The organism is Streptomyces sp. NPDC002564, from assembly GCF_042889645.1.
Classification (GTDB): domain Bacteria; phylum Actinomycetota; class Actinomycetes; order Streptomycetales; family Streptomycetaceae; genus Streptomyces.
In genome coordinates this window covers 317,929-336,786 of record NZ_JBIARE010000001.1, presented here as the reverse complement: position 1 = coordinate 336,786, position 18,858 = coordinate 317,929, and the positions used below count along the sequence as shown (strand labels likewise).

The window sequence follows — 18,858 nt, the reverse complement described above, 5'->3', positions numbered from 1 at the left end:
GCGCCTGAATACCGACGAATGCCGAGTTGCCGAGCCCTCGCACGACGGCTCCACCACGGCCCTACCAAGGGGAAGACGCACACCTGATGCCGGACCGTAGCCGCCCTTCGTCTCCACCGCAGGACTCAGATTCCCAGGGACCGGAGTCCCGGGGCTCGGGCCCGCAGGGAACGGGCAAGGACGACGACAACCCCTTCGCGCCGCCGCCGGAGGGGACGCCGGACCGGCCCTGGCAGCCGCGCCGCCCCTCGGGCGACTCCTCCCGGGACGGCGAGAACTCCGGCGACGGCCACTCCCCCTGGGGCAGTCAGTGGAGCGACCGGCAGCCCGGCCGCTCCCAGGGCGGCTTCGGCGAGCGTCCCGCCGGCCAGCAGAACGGCCCCGGCCAGGAGGGCCCCTCGGGTCCCGGCGGCGGCGGTGGGGGCGGCGGCATGCGCTGGGACCCGACCGACCCGGCCCAGCGCCGCGCGCGCTACGCCCTGCTCTCCGGCATGTGGGCCTTCTTCTTCGCCCTGTTCGGCTGGCGGTACGTGGCGCTGCTGCTCGGCGCGCTCGCGCTGATGTGGGCGATCCAGTCGCTGCGGGCGAAGTCGCGCACGCCGGACCCGACGGCACCGGCGGCTCCCGGCGCGTCCGCCGCTTCCGCCTCGGCCACCTCTGCCGCCCCGGCCAACCCGGCCACCCCGGCCGTCAAGTCCGGTCCGGCCGCCCAGGGCGACCGGCCGCCGGGCGAGCCGGTGAGCACGCGGCCGCAGACGACGGCCGCGATCAGCGGTCTGGTCACGGGCGGGCTGGCGCTGGTCATGGTGGCGGCGACGTTCACGGCGCAGCTGGTCTACCGCGACTACTACACGTGCGTGGACGACGCGCTCACCAGCACGTCGAAGCAGTCCTGCGAGGACCTGCTGCCGAAGCAGCTGCGGCCGCTGCTGGGCGAGGAGGACTAGCTCCCGCGGCCCCCACGGCCCTGATGCCCGGACCCGCTCACTCCTCTTCCTGGGGTGGGCGGGTTCCGCGCGTTCCAGGGGTTCCGTCGGCGGGGCGCCCGGCCTCGCCGACCTCGATCTCGTCCGCGTACCGCCTCTCGCGACGGCTCGCCGTGCGGCGCGGCGGCATGAAGTCGTACGGCTCGAAGGGGCGTGACGTCGGGGGTTCCGGGGCGACGGGGGGTTCGGGGGTGGGTGGGGTGGATGGGGTGGGTGAGGCGAGCGGGGCGGTGGGCGGGGTGGGCGGGGTGAGCGGCAGGTCCGGTGCCGGGGGCTTCGGGGTCTTCCCCGCCGGGGTGAGCCCTTCACCCTGAACCGTGGCGTCGGGGTTCGCGTTCAGGTGCGCGTCCGCCTCCGGGGGCGCGTCAGGGTTCGGGTTCGGGTCCGGGTTTGCATCCGCGTCCGGGGGCACGTCCGGATTCGCGCCAGGATTCACCTCCGCCACCGGCCAGGCCGCCCCCGCGGTCGCCGCCTCCGTCCGCCCCGGACGGGCCGTCGCCCCGCCCCGCCCCGGCCACGGAATCCGCATCCCCCGCACCCCGCCCTGCGGCAGCCGGGGCCGCGGCACCCGCAAGGTGGGCAGTGCGAGCCGCGGCACCCACGCCCACCGGCCCCCGCCGGACGGCACCCGCAGCCGCCACGCCCGCAGGCCGAGCGCCGCGGGCACCCCGACCACGGCCGTCCAGGCAAGGGCCGCCGCACCCGTCTGCCACCACACGGGGCCGAACTCCGCGAGGACCGCCACCCCCATCGATCCGCCCGCCAGCGCGGCGAGCAGCGCCGTCGCCGCCCCGCACACCACCGCGGCCAGCGCCGCACCCGCCGCCGTCCGCCCCCGCGACCACGCCTCGGCCCGCTCCCCGAAGGCGGGCGCCGCCGCCCGCACCGTGCACCACGCCACCGTGAGCCCCGCCGCCACGGGCACCGCCGCGACGGACCAGGTCAGCGGCGACCCGGGCCCCTCGGCCGGCAGCGCCGCCAGCAGCGGGAAGGGCGGCAGCAGCGGCGCGCCGCCCGCGGCGAGGGGCCCGGCGACGGTTCCGGTGCCGAGCGCGAAGCCGGGACCGAGGCCGTAGGCCGCGCCCCACACCGCCGCGTTCGGCACCAGCGCCAGGCACAGCAGGAGCACCGCGAGCCGCCCCGACCACACGTCCGTGACCTCGGTGAACGCGGTCCGGGCCGGTCCGGCGTGCAGCACGAGCGACACCGCGACGAGCAGCGCCCCACCGCCGACCAGCACCAGCGCGCCCGCCGCCCCGGCCCGCGCGACGGCCGCGGTCCTGCGCCGCCCGGGCACGTCACGTACGAGAGCGGTCCGCAGCCCCTCGGGGAGGGCGGCCAGCACGGGGCGCAGGGGCGGGAACTCCGGCAGCGGGCCGCGCGGGCGGCCGTGCGCCGTCCACACGCCGAACCCGGCCGCGCCCGCCGCGAGGAGCGGCACGCACAGGGCCGCGCCGATCCAGTCGGGCCGCAGCTCGCCGCCCGCGGCGTACAGCGTCGCGGCGACACCCACCAGCAGATAGCCGCCCACCACCCCGCCCCAGGCGGTCCGCACCGGGTGCGCGCGGCCCTCGGGGGCCGCGGCGTCCCGCGCCGCCCGGTGCAGCAGCCAGGCGGGCAGCGCCACGAGCAGCAGCGGGGTGACGCCGACCGGCGAGGGCGTACCGGCGAGCGTGTCCGTCCTGATCAGCTCGGTGCCGTGGGCCAGCAGCCACAGCCCCGCCGCGACGTGCAGCGCGCCGCCCGGCCCGCTGTCCGGGTAGGGCGAACTGATCCACAGGACCATCACGAGGACGGCGAACGAGCCGAGTCCCAGGCCCGCGGCGACGGCCCCGCCCAGGACACAGGTGGCCAGTCCGGGTGAACGGCCGCGGGTCCGTCCGTGCGACGGCTCCGCTGGCGGCTGCGCGGCGTGGTGCTCGGTCGTCTGGGTCACGCGGCCATGCTCCCAACGACACGCGCTTTCTTCCCGTAACAGGCGAATATCGGATGTGTCGCCCAATATACGTTTATGTACTTTTTCGTACGGCGGATCGGCTGCGCCCGGCCTCCCGCCGCACGTCGGCCCACGGTGCGGAGAGTCCCGACATGCCCCAGAGCCCTGCCACGCCTCTGCCGTCCCCGAAGGAACGCCGCAGGCTGCGCGAGGCGAAGTCGCTGAGCCAGGCCGACGTCGCCGCGAAGGTCGGCGTCACGCGCGAAACGGTCCGCTCCTGGGAGCTGGGCCGCACCAGCCCGCGCGGCCGCAAACGTGAGGCGTACGCGCGACTCCTCGACGTGGTCCCGGCCGAGACCGCGGCGGCGCCCGCGGAACGCCGACGGCCGGCGGGCACGACCGCCACCGCCCGCCGACCGGCACCGGCACCGGCACCGGTGAAGGAGCTCGCGCTCGCGGAGAGGCGGTCCGCGCAGCGCGGCACCGACGGCGGCGGCACCGGCAGCAACGGCAGCCGGTCGAGGACCCGGCCCCAGCCCGCCGCCAAGCGCGCGGCGAAACCGCACGGCCCGCTGCCGATGACGGCGACCACGGCCACGCTGAACGGCCACACCCGCCCGCACCCGGCGCGCACGGTGCCGGCGGCCGGGACGGCCGGACCGCGGGGCCTCACCCCCGACCAGGCCTTCGACTCGCTGTGCGCCCACTGCGCCCCCGGCCTCGTACGCCAGACGTACCTGCTGACCGGACGACGGGACCTCGCCCAGGAGTCGGTGGAGCGCGCCTTCCAGCTGGCGTGGCAGCGCTGGCCGGAGGTGGCCGTGGACCGGGACCCGGCGGGCTGGGTGCGCGCGGCGGCGTACGAGTACGCGATGTCGCCCTGGCACCGGTTCCGCCCCAGCCAGCGCCACCCGGACGCGCCGCCCGCGCTGCCGGCCGACCGCGCCTTCCTCGACGTGCTCCTGAGCCTGCCGCCCGCGCAGCGCCGCACCCTGATGCTCTACGACGGGGTCGGCCTGGACCTGCCGGAGACCGCGGCCGAGACGGAGGCGAGCACGCCCGCCGCCGCGAACCGTCTGCTGCACGCGCGCCGGGCCATCGCCGACCGGCTGCCCGACCTCGCGGACCCCGAGGCGCTGCACCGGCGCCTGGGCGAGGTGGGCGGCGCGGAGAAGCTGCGGCTCCCCAAGGCGGAGCGGGTCCGTACGGGCAGCGAGCACCGGGCCCGTTTCTGGACCCGGGCGGCCATCGCGTTCACGGCGCTGATCATCGGTGCGACGGCGCTGACCCTGAAGACGGCCCCGACCCACTACGAGCCCCCGCAGGCGCCGGGCAGGGCCATCAGCGGCGTCCCGCCCCGCATGGGCCCGGGCCCCCTCACCCACGAGGACCAGACCCTCCACCACAAGCTCCACGCCCAACTGACCACGGGCCCCCACCGCTTGACCCCGAAACTGACCTAGTCCGCGGGAACCGACCCGGTTCGCGGACGCGGGGCAGCGCCCCCGCGACGGGAACGACAGTGGGCCCGCACCGAACGGTGCGGGCCCACTGTCACAGCTGCTCGGGCGGCGTCAGCCCGCGAGGATCGCCCGCGCGAGCTTCGCCGTCTCGGTCGGCGTCTTGCCGACCTTGACGCCGGCGGCCTCCAGGGCCTCCTTCTTGGCCTGCGCCGTGCCGGAGGAGCCGGAGACGATGGCGCCGGCGTGGCCCATCGTCTTGCCCTCGGGCGCGGTGAAGCCCGCGACGTAGCCGACGACCGGCTTGGTCACGTTGGCCTTGATGTAGTCCGCCGCACGCTCCTCGGCGTCGCCGCCGATCTCACCGATCATGACGATCAGGTCGGTGTCGGGGTCGGCCTCGAACGCCTCCAGGGCGTCGATGTGCGTCGTGCCGATGACCGGGTCGCCACCGATGCCGACGGCCGAGGAGAAGCCGATGTCACGGAGCTCGTACATCATCTGGTACGTCAGCGTGCCGGACTTCGAGACCAGGCCGATGCGGCCCGGCTTCGTGATGTCGCCCGGGATGATGCCGGCGTTGGACTGGCCCGGGGTGATGAGACCGGGGCAGTTCGGGCCGATGATCCGGGTCTTGTTGCCCTTCTGCTGCGCGTACGCCCAGAAGGCGGCGGAGTCGTGCACCGCGATGCCCTCGGTGATGACGACGGCGAGGGGGATCTCGGCGTCGATCGCCTCGACGACGGCGGCCTTGGAGAAGGCCGGCGGCACGAAGAGCACGGAGACGTTGGCGCCCGTCTTCTCCATGGCCTCCTTGACCGTGCCGAAGACCGGGACGGACGTGCCGTCGAAGTCGACCTCGGTGCCCGCCTTGCGCGGGTTCACGCCGCCGACGATGTTGGTGCCGTCACCCAGCATGAGCTTGGTGTGCTTCATGCCCGTGGCACCGGTCATGCCCTGGACGATGACCTTGCTGTCCTTGTTGAGGAAGATAGCCATGGCTGTTCTGTCCCTCGTCCCTTACTTCGCGGCCGCGAGCTCGGCGGCCTTGTCGGCCGCGCCGTCCATGGTGTCCACACGCTGCACGAGCGGGTGGTTGGCGTCGCTCAGGATCTTGCGACCCAGCTCCGCGTTGTTGCCGTCGAGGCGCACGACCAGCGGCTTCTCGACCTTCTCGCCCTTGGAGGCGAGCAGCTCGAGGGCCTGCACGATGCCGTTGGCGACCTCGTCGCACGCGGTGATGCCACCGAAGACGTTGACGAAGACGGACTTGACGTCCGCGTCGCCGAGGATGATCTCCAGGCCGTTCGCCATGACCTCGGCGGAAGCGCCGCCGCCGATGTCGAGGAAGTTGGCCGGCTTCACGCCGCCGTGGTTCTCACCGGCGTACGCGACGACGTCCAGGGTCGACATGACCAGGCCGGCGCCGTTGCCGATGATGCCGACCTCGCCGTCGAGCTTGACGTAGTTGAGGCCCTTGGCCTTGGCAGCAGCCTCGAGCGGGTTGGCTGCGTCCTTGTCCTCGAGCGCCTCGTGGTCGGCCTGGCGGAAGTCGGCGTTGGCGTCCAGGGACACCTTGCCGTCCAGGGCCAGGATGCGGCCGTCCTTGGTCTTCACCAGCGGGTTGACCTCGACGAGGAGCGCGTCCTCGGCGACGAAGGTGTCCCACAGGGTCACCATGGCCTCGGCGACGCCCTCGGCCACCTCGGCCGGGAACTTCGCCTGGGCCACGATCTCGCGGGCCTTCTCGATGGTGACGCCCTCGACGGCGTTGACCGGGACCTTCGCGAGGGCCTCGGGGGTCTTCTCCGCGACCTCCTCGATGTCCATGCCGCCCTGCACCGACGCCATGGCCAGGAAGGTGCGGTTGGTGCGGTCGAGGAGGTACGAGACGTAGTACTCCGCCTCGATCTCCGGGGAGAGCTCGGCGATCATCACCTTGTGGACCGTGTGGCCCTTGATGTCCATGCCGAGGATGTCCGTCGCGCGAGCGACGGCCTCGTCCGGGTCCGCCGCCAGCTTCACGCCGCCGGCCTTGCCGCGGCCACCGACCTTCACCTGCGCCTTGACGACCGACTTGCCGCCCAGTCGCTCGGTGGCCTCGCGCGCCGCCTCAGGCGTGTCGATGACTTCACCGGCCAGCACCGGTACACCGTGCTTGGCGAAGAGGTCCCTCGCCTGGTACTCGAACAGGTCCACGCGCGTCCGTCCCTTATCCGTGATCTCGCTGCGATCTCGCTGCTTTGGTGTCAGCTGTCTGCGTGGGCGTGCCGCGGAGGGCAACGTGACTGCGCTGTCACTAGGGAGGCGTAGGACGGAGTCCGGTACGCGGCATGTCCGTCTCGCAGGTTATCGCCGTGGGACGTAGGTCCCTAAATCGCAGATCACATTTGGGCGGTGATGACGGTCACAGATCGCAACCGCCGCCCCCGCGATCCGTACCGGGGGCGACCCCTGAGGCGCCGGGGCCGCCCGTTTGCCGCGGTTGCTCCCGTTGCTCCCGCAATCAGGTGCGGGACGAGAGGTGCGTCACGTCCGCGCGGGGATCAGCCGCGCGGTGCCGCCGCGTCCGGTACGGGCAGCGGGCGGCGCTCGATCGCCGCGGCCATGACGTCGGGGAAGAGGTCCGGCGTGCAGGCGAAGGCCGGCGCGTCCAGGGCGGCGAGCGCCGCCGCGTGCTCGCGGTCGTAGGCGGGCGCCCCCTCGTCGGACAGCGCGAGCAGCGTCACGAACTGCACGCCGGACGCCTTCATCGCCGCGACCCGCTTCAGCATCTCGTCGCGTATCCCTCCTTCGTAGAGGTCGCTGATGAGGACCACGACCGTGTCGGCGGGCCGGGTGATCCGCGACTGGCAGTAGGCGAGCGCGCGGTTGATGTCGGTGCCGCCGCCCAGCTGCGTGCCGAACAGGACGTCCACCGGGTCGTCGAGCTGGTCGGTGAGGTCCACGACGTTCGTGTCGAAGACGACGAGGCGGGTGTCGAGCGAGTGCATCGAGGCGAGCACGGCGCCGAACACGGAGGCGTAGACGACCGACGCGGCCATCGACCCCGACTGGTCGATGCAGAGGATGACGTCCTTCTTCACCGACCGGGACGCCCTTCCGTACCCGACGAGCCGCTCCGGGACGATCGTGCGGTACTCCGGCAGGTAGTTCTTCAGGTTGACCGCGATCGTGCGGTTCCAGTCGATGTCGTGGTGGCGCGGCCTGCTGACCCGGGCGCTGCGGTCGAGGGCGCCGGTGAGCGTGGAGCGGGTGCGGGTCGCGAGGCGCTTCTCCAGGTCCTGGACGACCTTGCGGACGACGGCGCGCGCGGTCTCCTTCGTCGTCTCCGGCATCGCCTTGTTGAGCGAGAGGAGCGTGCCCACCAGGTGGACGTCCGCGTCGACGGCCTCCAGCATCTCCGGCTCCAGGAGGAGCGTGGAGAGCCCCAGCCGGTCGATGGCGTCGCGCTGCATGACCTGGACGACGGAGGAGGGGAAGTACGTACGGATGTCGCCGAGCCAGCGCGCGACGGACGGCGCGGACGCGCCGAGCCCCGCCGAACGGTCCCGCCCCCGGCCGTCCTTCGCCCCCGCTCCCCCGTACAGCGCGGTGAGCGCTCCGTCCATCGCCGCGTCCCGCCCCGTGAGCGCGCACCCGGTCCCGTCGCCGCCCTCGTCCCCCAGCACGAGCCGCCACCGCCGCAGACGCCGATCGGTCTCCCCGGTCATCCCGCCACCCCCGCAAGGTCGTTGACACTCGCCGCCACCGCGGGCCCCGCCCCGGCGGCCGTCTCCGCATCCGTGTCCGTGTCCGTGTCCATGTCCATATGCGGATCCGCATCCGCATCCGTGTCCGTGTCCGTCACGGTGCCCGACAGGCCGAGCAGCAGCCGTACGACCGGTCCGACCGCGTCCGCACGGGCCGCGTCGATCTCGTCGGCGAAGCCGGGCAGGCCCTCCCCGGCACCGCCAGGCACCACCCCGGCGCCCCGCGCGGGACCGCGCCGCACCAGCTCGCCCAACGTCCGCCGCACCCCGGGCTCGTACGCCGAGAAGGTGCGCCGCAGCAGCGGCAGTACGTCGGTGAACGCGGCGTCGGACACGCCGCTCAGCCACGCGTCGACCAGGCCCAGGAGCCGCTCGTCGTGGACGAGCAGCATGCCGCCGCCGGAGCTGCCGCCGACGAACCCCTCGATCCAGGCGGCCCCTTCGGCGGGCGCGCTGCCCCGGGAGAGCGCGAGCCCCATGAGCCGGGCCACGCCCTCGTCCGCCAACTCCCCGCCGTCCAGGAGCAGCCGCACCGACCGCCCCCGCACGACCCCGGCCACGCTGTCCCGCTCCGCGAGCACCCGGAGCACCGCGTACCACCGGGCCCGTACGTCCCCGTCGCGGCCCGGCGCCCCGTCCGCGCCCGGCCGGTCCGCCGCCGGTTCCGCCAGCAGGCCGACCGAGCGGTGCACCGCGTCCACGTGCCCCCGCACGGCCGCCGCCGCGTCCGCGTCGAGGCCCACGCAGGCGGGCGGAAGGCCGACGAAGATCCGCTCGGCGAGGCCCACGGCGACCTCGCCGAGCGCCGCCGTGTCCGTGCCCCGCACGTCCCCGTAGCGCAGGGACCGCACCAGGGCGGGCAGCGCCTGGGCGAGGTGCCCGACGTCCGCGTCCAGCGCCGCCCGGTCGGCGAGGACGCGCATCACCACGGGCAGCGCGTCCGGCAGCTCCGCCAGCAGACAGCGCTCGGCGAGCGCCGTCACGTCGGCGAGGGACACCGCACCGACCGCGTCGGCCGACGCCTTGCCGGTGGCCGCGCCCAGGACCGTCGTGCCCCACACCCCCGCCTCCGCGACCCGCACGGACAGCTCCGGCTCCCAGCGCAGCCGCCAGGTCTCCCGGAACGTCCCCGTGCTCCCCCGGGACACCACCGGCTCGCCCCAGCCGATGCCGAGCAGGAGCAGCCGGTGCAGCAGGCGGCTGCGCCCGGCATCCGTCTCCTTGCGCAGGTCGAGCTCCACCTCCCGCTCCAGTGCCTCCGGCTTGAGCCGCAGCGAACGCTGCAGCCGCGACAGGTCCCGCTGCAGCGGCACCGCGGGCGCCGCCTCCGGCACCTCGCCCAGCACGTCCCCGACGACGAGCCGGTCGTGCACGAGGGCGAGCGGCACGTCGGAGCCCTCGCACAGCACCGCCCGCACGGCGTCGGTCGCCTCCGTGAGCCCGGCGAGGGGACGTCCGCGCATCGCGGCGAGCGTGTCGGCGAGCCGCACCGCCTCGATGACGTGCGCGGACGAGACGAGCCTGTCCTCCGCGCGGAGCAGCCCCGCCACCTTCGTCATCCACCGCTCGACGGGCCGGTCGGGGGCGGCGAAGAGGTGCCCGTACCACCCCGGTGAGGCGATGCCCGCGCCGTAGCCGCTGGCGCGGGAGAGCCTGCGGTGGGTCCACGGGACCCACGTCATCCCGGCCTTGACCTTGGGCAGCCCCTTGAGCAGCGCCCGGTCGGCGGCCACGGTGGTCGCGCGCCGCAGCGCGGGGACGTGCCACGCCCCGCACACCACGGCGACCCGCTCGGCCCCGAACTCCTTGCCCGCGGCGCGCAGCCGGAGCCGCATGTGCGCCTCGCGCACCAGGTCGCGGGCGTGCCCGCCGTCCCCGTAGGCCTCGCGCAGCGCGGCCATGGCGTCGCCCAGCGCCTCGAAGGCCTCGGACGGCGCGAACGCGTCGCCGTCCGCCGTCCGGTGCTCGACGACGTCCTCCCACCACCGCTCGGGATCGTCGTACCCGGCGGTCTCCGCGAGGACGGCGACGGGGTCGATTCGCACGTCCCCCGCGCCCTCGCCGACGTCCCCCCGCCCGCCCCCTTCTCGGCCCTCTTCTCCTTCCTCTCCTTCTTCTTCTCCGTCGTCTTCTCCGTCGTCAGGGCCCTCGTCGGGCCGCATGGCGAGCGAGTGCGCCGCCGGGAGGTCGATGAAGCGCACCGGCACCCCGTGCCCGGCGGCCCACCGCAGGGCGACCCACTCCGGCGAGAACTCAGCGAGCGGCCAGAACGCCGACCGGCCCGGCTCGTCGACCACGTGCGCGAGCAGCGCGACCGGCGGGCGCATGCCCTCGTCGGCGGCGAGCGGGACCAGCGCGTCGGCCTCCGGAGGGCCCTCGACGAGAACCACGCCGGGGCGCGCCGCGTCGAGTGCGGCCCGTACCGCGCGCGCGGAGCCCGGCCCGTGGTGCCGCACCCCGAGCAGCAGCGGCCCGCGGGCCGCCGTCACGCGCTCACCTCGCGGCAGGCGCGGTAGAAGTCCTTCCAGCCGTCGCGCTCGCGCACGACCGCCTCCAGATACTCCTGCCAGATCACGCGGTCCGCCGCCGGATCGCGCACGACGGCGCCGAGGATGCCCGCCGCCACGTCGCCCGCCCGCAGGACGCCGTCCCCGAAGTGGGCGGCCAGGGCGAGTCCGTTGGTGACGACGGAGATCGCCTCGGCCGTGGACAGCGTGCCGCTGGGCGACTTGAGCTTCGTGCGCCCGTCGGCCGTGACACCGTCGCGCAGCTCGCGGAAGACCGTGACGACGCGGCGTATCTCGTCGATGCCCTCGGGTCCCGCGGGCAGGTCGAGCGAACGCCCGATCTGGTCGACGCGGCGCGAGACGATGTCGACCTCGGCCTCGGCGCTCTCGGGCAGCGGCAGGACGACCGTGTTGAACCGGCGGCGCAGGGCGCTGGAGAGGTCGTTGACGCCTCGGTCGCGGTCGTTGGCCGTGGCGATGAGGTTGAAGCCGCGCACCGCCTGGGTCTCCTGCCCCAGCTCCGGGATCGGCAGGGTCTTCTCGGACAGGATCGTGATCAGGGTGTCCTGCACGTCGGCCGGGATGCGGGTGAGCTCCTCGACGCGCGCCGTCATGCCCTCGGCCATCGCCCGCATGACGGGGCTGGGCACGAGCGCGTCGCGGCTGGGGCCGTGCGCGAGCAGTTGGGCGTAGTTCCAGCCGTAGCGGATGGCCTCTTCGGGCGTGCCCGCCGTGCCCTGGACGAGCAGCGTCGAGTCGCCGCTGACCGCGGCGGCGAGGTGCTCGGACACCCAGGTCTTGGCGGTGCCGGGCACGCCGAGCAGCAGCAGGGCGCGGTCGGTGGCGAGCGTGGTGACGGCGACCTCGACGATGCGGCGCGGCCCGACGTACTTCGGCGTGATCACCGTGCCGTCGGGCAGGGTGCCGCCGAGCAGATACGTCGCGACGGCCCACGGCGAGAGCTTCCAGCGCTGCGGGCGCGGCCGGTCGTCCTGCGCGGCGAGCGCGGCCAGTTCGGCGGCGAAGGCGTGCTCGGCGTGCGGCCGCAGGACCTCGTCGCCGCCGGCGGGACCGGGCCCGGACGCCGTCGCGGAGCCGGTCGTGGGCGCGGGCCGATGCGCGGTCGCGGACGTGGTCGGGTCGACGGAAACGGTCATGGAGCGATCCCCCTCCAGCTCGTCCGGACGCCTGTGGCCCGGAGGTGTCTCCACCGTGCACCACGCCACTGACAATCGCCCCTCGTACGCCGCTGACCTGCGCGAACTCACCGATCCCGGCCGATTGTCAGTGGCGGCGCCTACCTTCGAGACATGACTCAGCAGGGGGTGCGCTGGACGGCGGATCAGGTGCTCGCACTGGCTCCTGACGCCCCGTCACGCAAGGCGGGAAGCAAACTCGGCGTCGCCGGGCCATGGTCGGAGGCGGGCAGTTCTGGCGAGGGGGCGGTGTGGGGGCTGTGCAAGGGCAGTGGCAGTAAGCCGTATCAGACGGTCGTCGACATCGCGGACGTCGCGGGCCCGGCGTACAAGTGCAGTTGTCCGAGCCGCAAGTTCCCGTGCAAGCACGCGCTGGGGCTGCTGCTGGTCTGGGCGGGCGCGGACGGCACGGTGCCGGACGGCGGCGATCCGCCGGCCTGGGCCGGGGAGTGGCTGACGGCCCGCCGTAAGAGAGCGGAAGGCGGGCGGAGCCCCGCGTCGGCGCCCGCCGCGGACCCGGAGGCGGCGCGCAGGCGGGCGGAGCGGCGGGCCGAGCGGATCACCGCGGGGGCGACGGAGCTTGAGCAGCGCCTGTCCGACCTGTTGCGCGGGGGCACCGCGGCGGCCGAGCAGGCGGGGTACGGCCTGTGGGAGGAGACGGCGGCGCGGATGGTCGACGCGCAGGCGCCGGGACTCGCCTCGCGGGTGCGGGAGTTGGGCGCCGTGCCCTCCTCGGGTCCGGGCTGGCCGGTGCGGCTCCTGGAGGAGTGCGCGCTGCTCCACCTCCTCGACCGGGGCTGGCTCCACCGCGACCGCCTGCCGGCCGGGCTGGCGGCCACGGTCCGCTCCCGCGTCGGCCTGCCCGCACAGCCCGAGGGGCCGCCGGTGCGGGACCACTGGCTGGTCCTCGCCCAGTACGACACGGCGGACGGCAAGCTGACCACGCGCCGCATCTGGCTGTACGGCACGGAGTCCGGCCGCACCGCGCTCCTCCTCTCGTACGGGGCGGCGGGCCGCGCCCCCGCCCTGGCGCTGCCGACGGGCCTCGCGCTCGACGCGGAAGTGACCGGATACCCGGGCGCGGCCCAGCTCCGCGCCGACTTGGGCGAGCAGTTCACGGCGCCCGCCCCCGCCGCCCACCGGCCCCCGGGCGCAGGGCCGGAGGAGGCCGCCGCGCGCTACGGTGCGGCGCTGCGCGACGACCCGTGGCTGGAGTCGTGGCCGGTGACGCTCACCGGAGTCATACCGACCCGGGACGGCGACGGGTGGCAACTGGCCGACGCAGCAGGGGAATCGGCACTCCCCCTGACCCGGCTCGCCGCGTCACGGCCCGGTCTGTGGCGCCTGGTCGCCCTCTCCGGAGGAGCGCCCCTCGAGGTGTTCGGCGAGTGCGGACACCAGGGTTTCACCCCACTGGCCGCCTGGCCGAAGGACTCAGGAGAGACGGTGTCGCTGTGCTGACGAACGCACACCAGAACACGGAGCTGCCCGCCCCGCCGCCCCGCCCCGCGTGGGAGGACCTGGTCACGGCGGCGCTGCTGGGCACGGACCGGCGCGCGCTGCCGCCCGCACTCGGCGCCACCGGCAAGGAGGCGCCGGCCGCCCTCCTGGACGCGGCGGCGGCGCAGACGGTACGGCGCAGGGCGGGCCTGCGCCCGGCCCCGGCCGCGCCCCTGCCGGAGCCCGCGGCCGACGACCCCAGGCCTCGGCTGCCGCCCGCGGCCCGGCACCGGCTCGCGACGCTGCTCACCGATCACCCGGGCACGGGCGGAGGTGGCCGCCGGGGGGCGGCACCCGACCTGATGGAGCTCCTCCCCCAGTGGCTGTCCCTGGCCAACGCCCGCGGGTACGGCCCACCGCCGGAGCTGCTGCCCGCCCTCCTGAACGCGGCGCGCGGCCGTACGGACCTGCGCCCCCTGGCCCTCACCTTCGCGGGCCCGCGGGCCCTGTGGCTGGCCCGGCTGAACCCCGACTGGAAGTTCGCGCTCCGGGCGACGCCGGGCGGCGGGGTGGCGCTGCCGCCCACCGACGACCCGACGCGGATCCGGCAGCTCTGGGAGGAGGGCCTCTTCGCCGAGCGGGTCGCGCTCCTCACGGCGCTGCGCGCACAGGATGCCCGTACCGCCCGGGACCTGCTCGCCTCCACCTGGCCCACGGAGCGGGCCGAGGACCGCCTGATGTTCCTCGACTCGTTGCGCACGGGGCTGTCCGCCGACGACGAGCCGTTCCTGGAGCAGGCCCTCACCGACCGCAGCCGCAACGTCCGCTCCACCGCGGCGGAACTGCTCTCCGCGCTCCCCGGCTCGGCCCTCGCCGGGCGCATGGCGACGCGCGCGGCCTCCTGCGTGGCGGTGGACCACACCTCGGACACCCCGACCCTCACCGTCGAGACGCCGCACGAGTGCGACGCGGGCATGGAACGGGACGGCGTGTCCCCGAAGCCCCCGGCCGGACGCGGCGAACGGTCGTGGTGGCTGGGCCAGTTGGTGGAGGCGGCCCCGCTCGCCACCTGGCGGCCCCGCCTCGGCAACCGCACCCCGGCCCAGATCGTGGCCCTTCCGGTGGCCGACGACTGGCGGGGCGAGCTGCACGCGGCGTGGTGCCGCGCGGCGGTACGCCAGCGGGACGCCGCCTGGTCCCGGGCGCTGCTCGGCACCCCCGCGTCGCCGGACGCGGCGGGCCCCGGCGCGGTCTCCCTCGCCGAACGCGCCAAGCTGCTCGCCGCGCTGCCCGCCGCGGAGCGGGCGGACTGGGTGGCGGGCTTCATCGCCGCGCACGGCCTGTCGGAGGCGTTCCAGCTGCTCGGCGTCTGCGCGGTGCCCTGGGCCGGGCCACTGGGCCGCGCGGTGGTCGACTCCCTGAACATCGCGCGGGACGCGGGCAGTTACCCCTGGAGCTTCAGCGGGGTGATGGGCCTGGCGGAACGCTGCCTGGACCCGGCGGAAGCGGTCCGCCTGGAAGCGCTGACGGCCACTCCCGACGAGCCGGAGGACGCGTCACCCGGGGCGGGCGGCTACTGGTCGGAAGCGTTCCAGCGCCTGGTGACCACGCTCCGCCTCCGCGCAGCCATCCACGCCGAACTCCCACCCCCACCACAACCTGCCCCCCCGGCTCACCCCACACCCCGACAAAACTAGGGGCGCGCCCACCCCCGGAGAGGCCACGAACCAACCCCCACCGCCCCGCACCCGCAAGCGAGACACAAGAGGACATACGAGCCCCCACCGACCCGCACCCGCCAAACCGGCCGGAGGGGACGTATGGACCCCCACCGGGCCGCACCCGCCCAACCGGCCGGAGGGGACGTGGGGGTATGTGCGCACGGAGCACCGAGCATCCTGTAGCGCCTTTGTCCGTGCAGCGCGACGCAGGGATAGCGAGTACGCACATACCCCCGCGGCCCCGCCCCACGACGAACCCCAGGGCGCAGACGCGCAGACGTGCAGACGCACAGACGTGCAGACACCGAGACGCCAAGACGCCAAGACGCCAAGACGCCAAGACGCCAAGACAGCCGAAACCCGGACCTACACGGCCTGCCGCACATTCCCCCGAACCCACTCCACGATCGAAGCGGTGGTCGCCCCCGGCGTGAAGATCTCCGCGACACCCTTCTCCTTGAGCGGCGCGATGTCCGCCTCAGGAATGATCCCGCCGCCGAACACCTTGATGTCCTCCGCGTCCCGCTCCTTCAACAGCTCGAGCACGCGCGCGAACAACGTGTTGTGCGCCCCGGAAAGAATGGACAGCCCGATCGCGTCGGCGTCCTCCTGGATCGCCGTGTCCACCACCTGCTCGGGCGTCTGGTGCAGCCCGGTGTAGATGACCTCCATGCCCGCGTCACGCAGCGCCCGCGCGATCACCTTGGCCCCGCGATCGTGCCCGTCGAGCCCCGGCTTGGCGACCACCACGCGGATCGGCCCGGCTGCCACACCCATCACTGCCTCCATGTACCGATATCCGTACCGACGACGTCCGCAGACAGCGGGTCCCCGTACAGATACCCCGCACCGCACCGGCCGGGGAAGTGAACGAACGTTATCTCCAGCATCGCTCAAGCCACAGTTTCGCGGTGGAGAGCGAGGGGGAAATCACACGATGGGACACGTTCGCTGCGCGCCCATCCGATGCACGGGGGCTCACCCCCCGCATCCGGCCCGGGCGCGAGGGGAGCCGCAACGAGATCGCCGGACCACCGCGCCGGCAGCCGCACGGCGTGGTGACCACCGCACGTCGGCGAAGCAACGGGGGCACGGAGCCGTCCCGACGACGGCCCGTTCCGCCGGCGCACGCCGACTCCTCGGCCACGACTCCCCCTAGGGCACACGGGGGACAGCGCCGTCCTCCCGTGCGCCAATCGGGAGGTCGACCATGCCGATCACAGGAGTCCACCCCTTTCGCCCGCTCGGCTCACTGCTGCCGAGAATCCTCGGCCTCGCCCCACTCCCGGCCCTCCCCGTCCCGGCCCTCCCCGCGAAGGTGGCCGGCCTGTCCGTCGCTCTGCTGAAGGCGACCGCGCTGGAGCTGACGATCCTCGCGGGCCACCTCCTCCTCTACCCCTCGGGCATCGCCCAGGAGCGCAGGCCGACCCCGGTCCAGCCACCCGCGGACGCCCCGCGCCTGCCCCGGGACGACCGGCCCCCGGTCCTGCTCCTGCACGGTTTCATCGACAACCGTTCCGTGTTCGTCCTGCTGCGCCGCGCGCTGTCCCGGCACGGCGGCCACCGCCGCGTGGAGTCGCTCAACTACTCCCCGCTCACCTGCGACATCCGCGGCGCCGCCGAGCTGCTCGGCCGCCATGTCGAGGAGCTCTGCGAGCGCACGGGACACGCCCGGGTGGACATCGTCGGGCACAGTCTCGGCGGCCTGATCGCCCGCTACTACACGCAGCGGCTCGGCGGCGACGCCCGCGTACGCACCCTCGTCACGCTCGGCACCCCGCACTCCGGCACCCGCGTCGCACCGCTCGCGGACGCGCACCCGATCGTGCGGCAGATGCGCCCGGGCTCCGACGTGATCGACGAGCTCAAGGAGCCGGCCCCGGGCTGCCGCACGCAGTTCGTGAGCTTCTGGAGCGACCTGGACCAGATCATGGAGCCGCTGGAGACGGCCTGCGTGGACCACCCCGACCTGCTCGCCCAGAACATCCGGGTGACCGGCATCGGCCACCTCGCCCTGCCGGTGCACCCGGCGGTCGCCGAGGGGATCCGCCAGGCACTGGACCTGGCGAATCCGGGAGCGGACGCCAAGAGCGCACCGGGCGGACTCACGGTCGCCTGACCCGCCCCGGCCCTGCCCCGACCCCGCCCCGACTCCACCTCACAGGCCCCATACCTATCGAACGAACCTCGAACGCAAGGCCAAAGCTGTGCCCACAGTCCGCCGAAAGGCGGCCGAATGCCCGTTTCCTGAGACCTCGAAACCTGCCGAAGATTGTCGCGCCCGTATACCGCCGGGTACAGTCACCGCACTGCTCTGCCCCTGCTGCCGAGGCGAAAGAGAAGTTGGTGAACGACCGTCACCCGTCGGGGAGCTCGACTCCCCAGCCCTCGGCACCCGGCGCCGACTACGCGCACTACGCGGCGTATGACCAACAAGGCGCCCAGCACGGCGGCTACGGCTACGACACGTATGCCACGGGCGGCTACGACACCGGCGGTTACGACACCGGTTCCTTCGCCACCGACCCCCTGTTCGGCGACATGCCGGACGGCCGGTCCACGCCCGGCCAGCACAACACCGGCCAGCACACCACGGTGCAGCACAACACCGGCCAACACGCCACGGTGCAGCACGACACCGGCCAGTGGGCGACCACGGGAGTCCAGCAGGCCCTCGCCCACGACAGCGCCTACGACGCGTACGCCGCGCAGTACTACGCCGCCACGTACGACACCGGCAGCTACGACGTGTGGTCCACCGGCGGCTACCAGCAGCTCGCCGACATCCCCTCGCAGCCCGGCCCCGACTCCACCGGCCAGTGGGACACCGCCGCCTGGAACCAGGACGCGCAGACCGGCCAGTGGGACACGCAGACCTTCGACACCGGCGCCTACGACGCCACGGCCTGGAACTCCGCCGGTGACACGCCCGGCGCACCCGGCCCGCACGGAACACCGCAGCCGGCCGACGCGCACGAGCTCTCCGCCCCGTACGAGATCGACGCCGACTCCGGCGCCGCGTACGACGGCACGGACCCCGAGCCGGCCGCGGCCTCGCCGGGCGCCGCGCCCCGCGCGTCCCGCGGCAAGGGCGGCCCCGCGGGCGGCGGCCGCTCGAAGGCCCGCCGCCGCAGCCCCGCCAAGCGCTCCGCCCTGCTCACCGTCGCCGTGCCCTCGGCCTGCGTGATGGGGGTCGCCGGCGTGGCCGCCGCCTCCGTCGGCAACTTCGGCGGGGACGACGACAAGGAAGCGACGACGGCATCGGCCCCGGACGCGACGTCCGTGAAGCCCTCCGCCGCCAACAACAAGCTGGACACCCAGCTGGCCAACCTCTCCGCGGACGCGGGCGACTTCGCGGACCGCGCCAGCCGCACGCAGGAGCGCATCGACCTGCACGCCGAGAAGGTGGCGGCGGAGAAGAAGGCCGCCGCGGAGGCGGCCCGCAAGGAGCGGCTGCGTCCCAAGTTCGCCCTGCCGGTGAAGCAGCACGGCCTGAGCGCGTACTACGGCCAGGCGGGCGTCAACTGGATGTCGGCGCACTCCGGCATCGACTTCCCGGTGTCGTACGGCACGGAGGTCCTCGCCGCGACCGACGGCACCGTCTCCACGAAGTGGAACAGCGCCTACGGCAACATGGCGATCGTGACCGCCAAGGACGGCACGGAGACGTGGTACTGCCACCTCTCCACGCACAAGATCTCCAGCGGTCCCGTCAAGGCGGGCCAGGCCATCGCCTTCTCCGGGAACTCCGGCAACTCCACCGGACCGCACCTGCACTTCGAGGTGCACCCCGGCGGCGGCTCGGCGATCGACCCGCTGCCGTGGCTGCGCAGCCACGGCCTCGACCCGACGTAACCCCG

At 74.4% G+C, this 18,858-nt stretch carries 13 protein-coding genes; 6 read left to right on the top strand and 7 right to left on the bottom strand.

Annotated elements, in window-relative coordinates; translation table 11 throughout:
• Positions 1 to 86: 86 nt before the first annotated feature.
• Entirely contained in the window at positions 87 to 947 is an 861-nt protein-coding gene (locus tag ACFYXE_RS01640) for a hypothetical protein (protein ID WP_389307882.1), read from the top strand.
• Positions 948 to 984: 37 nt separating this feature from the next.
• On the opposite strand, the gene ACFYXE_RS01635 is transcribed toward ACFYXE_RS01640, so the two are convergent.
• Positions 985 to 2,922 carry a DUF6350 family protein gene (locus ACFYXE_RS01635; RefSeq protein WP_389307880.1) on the bottom strand — a complete coding sequence of 646 codons (1,938 nt, stop codon included), beginning with the start codon at positions 2,920 to 2,922 and terminating at the stop codon, positions 985 to 987.
• 152 nt (positions 2,923 to 3,074) lie between these two features.
• On the opposite strand from ACFYXE_RS01635, the gene ACFYXE_RS01630 reads away from it, so the two are divergent.
• Positions 3,075 to 4,385, top strand: coding sequence for a helix-turn-helix domain-containing protein (locus ACFYXE_RS01630; RefSeq protein ID WP_389307878.1), 1,311 nt, complete (start codon positions 3,075 to 3,077; stop codon positions 4,383 to 4,385).
• Positions 4,386 to 4,496: 111 nt separating this feature from the next.
• Here ACFYXE_RS01630 and sucD read toward each other — a convergent pair whose 3' ends face one another.
• The 5 genes from sucD to ACFYXE_RS01605 form a co-directional block, all read right to left on the bottom strand.
• Positions 4,497 to 5,381 (bottom strand): succinate--CoA ligase subunit alpha, encoded by an 885-nt coding sequence (sucD, locus tag ACFYXE_RS01625; protein WP_361172109.1) that lies wholly within the window; start codon positions 5,379 to 5,381, stop codon positions 4,497 to 4,499.
• 21 nt (positions 5,382 to 5,402) lie between these two features.
• Positions 5,403 to 6,581: an ADP-forming succinate--CoA ligase subunit beta gene (gene sucC / locus ACFYXE_RS01620; RefSeq protein ID WP_361172106.1), complete on the bottom strand. Its 1,179-nt coding sequence runs from the start codon at positions 6,579 to 6,581 to the stop codon at positions 5,403 to 5,405.
• Between the two features lie 347 nt (positions 6,582 to 6,928).
• Complete coding sequence (locus ACFYXE_RS01615) at positions 6,929 to 8,095, bottom strand: VWA domain-containing protein (RefSeq protein WP_389307875.1); 1,167 nt, start codon at positions 8,093 to 8,095, stop codon at positions 6,929 to 6,931.
• Positions 8,092 to 10,623, bottom strand: coding sequence for a DUF5682 family protein (locus ACFYXE_RS01610; RefSeq protein ID WP_389307873.1), 2,532 nt, complete (start codon positions 10,621 to 10,623; stop codon positions 8,092 to 8,094). The genes ACFYXE_RS01615 and ACFYXE_RS01610 overlap by 4 nt, the downstream gene beginning before the upstream one ends.
• Positions 10,620 to 11,798: an AAA family ATPase gene (locus ACFYXE_RS01605; RefSeq protein WP_361172097.1), complete on the bottom strand. Its 1,179-nt coding sequence runs from the start codon at positions 11,796 to 11,798 to the stop codon at positions 10,620 to 10,622. Before ACFYXE_RS01605 ends, ACFYXE_RS01610 begins: the two co-directional genes overlap by 4 nt.
• Positions 11,799 to 11,951: 153 nt before the next feature.
• Here ACFYXE_RS01605 and ACFYXE_RS01600 point away from each other — a divergent pair, with 153 nt between their 5' ends.
• On the top strand, positions 11,952 to 13,298 hold the full coding sequence (locus ACFYXE_RS01600; protein WP_389307870.1) for an SWIM zinc finger domain-containing protein: 1,347 nt from the start codon (positions 11,952 to 11,954) through the stop codon (positions 13,296 to 13,298).
• On the top strand, positions 13,292 to 14,974 hold the full coding sequence (locus tag ACFYXE_RS01595) for a DUF5691 domain-containing protein (protein WP_389307868.1): 1,683 nt from the start codon (positions 13,292 to 13,294) through the stop codon (positions 14,972 to 14,974). Before ACFYXE_RS01600 ends, ACFYXE_RS01595 begins: the two co-directional genes overlap by 7 nt.
• A 390-nt stretch (positions 14,975 to 15,364) precedes the next feature.
• Here the strand turns inward: ACFYXE_RS01595 and ACFYXE_RS01590 are convergent, their stop codons facing one another.
• Positions 15,365 to 15,775, bottom strand: coding sequence for a cobalamin B12-binding domain-containing protein (locus ACFYXE_RS01590; protein WP_055702123.1), 411 nt, complete (start codon positions 15,773 to 15,775; stop codon positions 15,365 to 15,367).
• A gap of 433 nt (positions 15,776 to 16,208) precedes the next feature.
• Here ACFYXE_RS01590 and ACFYXE_RS01585 point away from each other — a divergent pair, with 433 nt between their 5' ends.
• Together ACFYXE_RS01585 and ACFYXE_RS01580 are read left to right on the top strand one after the other, a co-directional pair.
• Positions 16,209 to 17,117 (top strand): lipase family alpha/beta hydrolase, encoded by a 909-nt coding sequence (locus ACFYXE_RS01585; RefSeq protein WP_389307866.1) that lies wholly within the window; start codon positions 16,209 to 16,211, stop codon positions 17,115 to 17,117.
• Positions 17,118 to 17,344: 227 nt separating this feature from the next.
• On the top strand, positions 17,345 to 18,853 hold the full coding sequence (locus ACFYXE_RS01580; protein ID WP_389307864.1) for a M23 family metallopeptidase: 1,509 nt from the start codon (positions 17,345 to 17,347) through the stop codon (positions 18,851 to 18,853).
• The last annotated feature ends 5 nt before the right edge of the window (positions 18,854 to 18,858 follow it).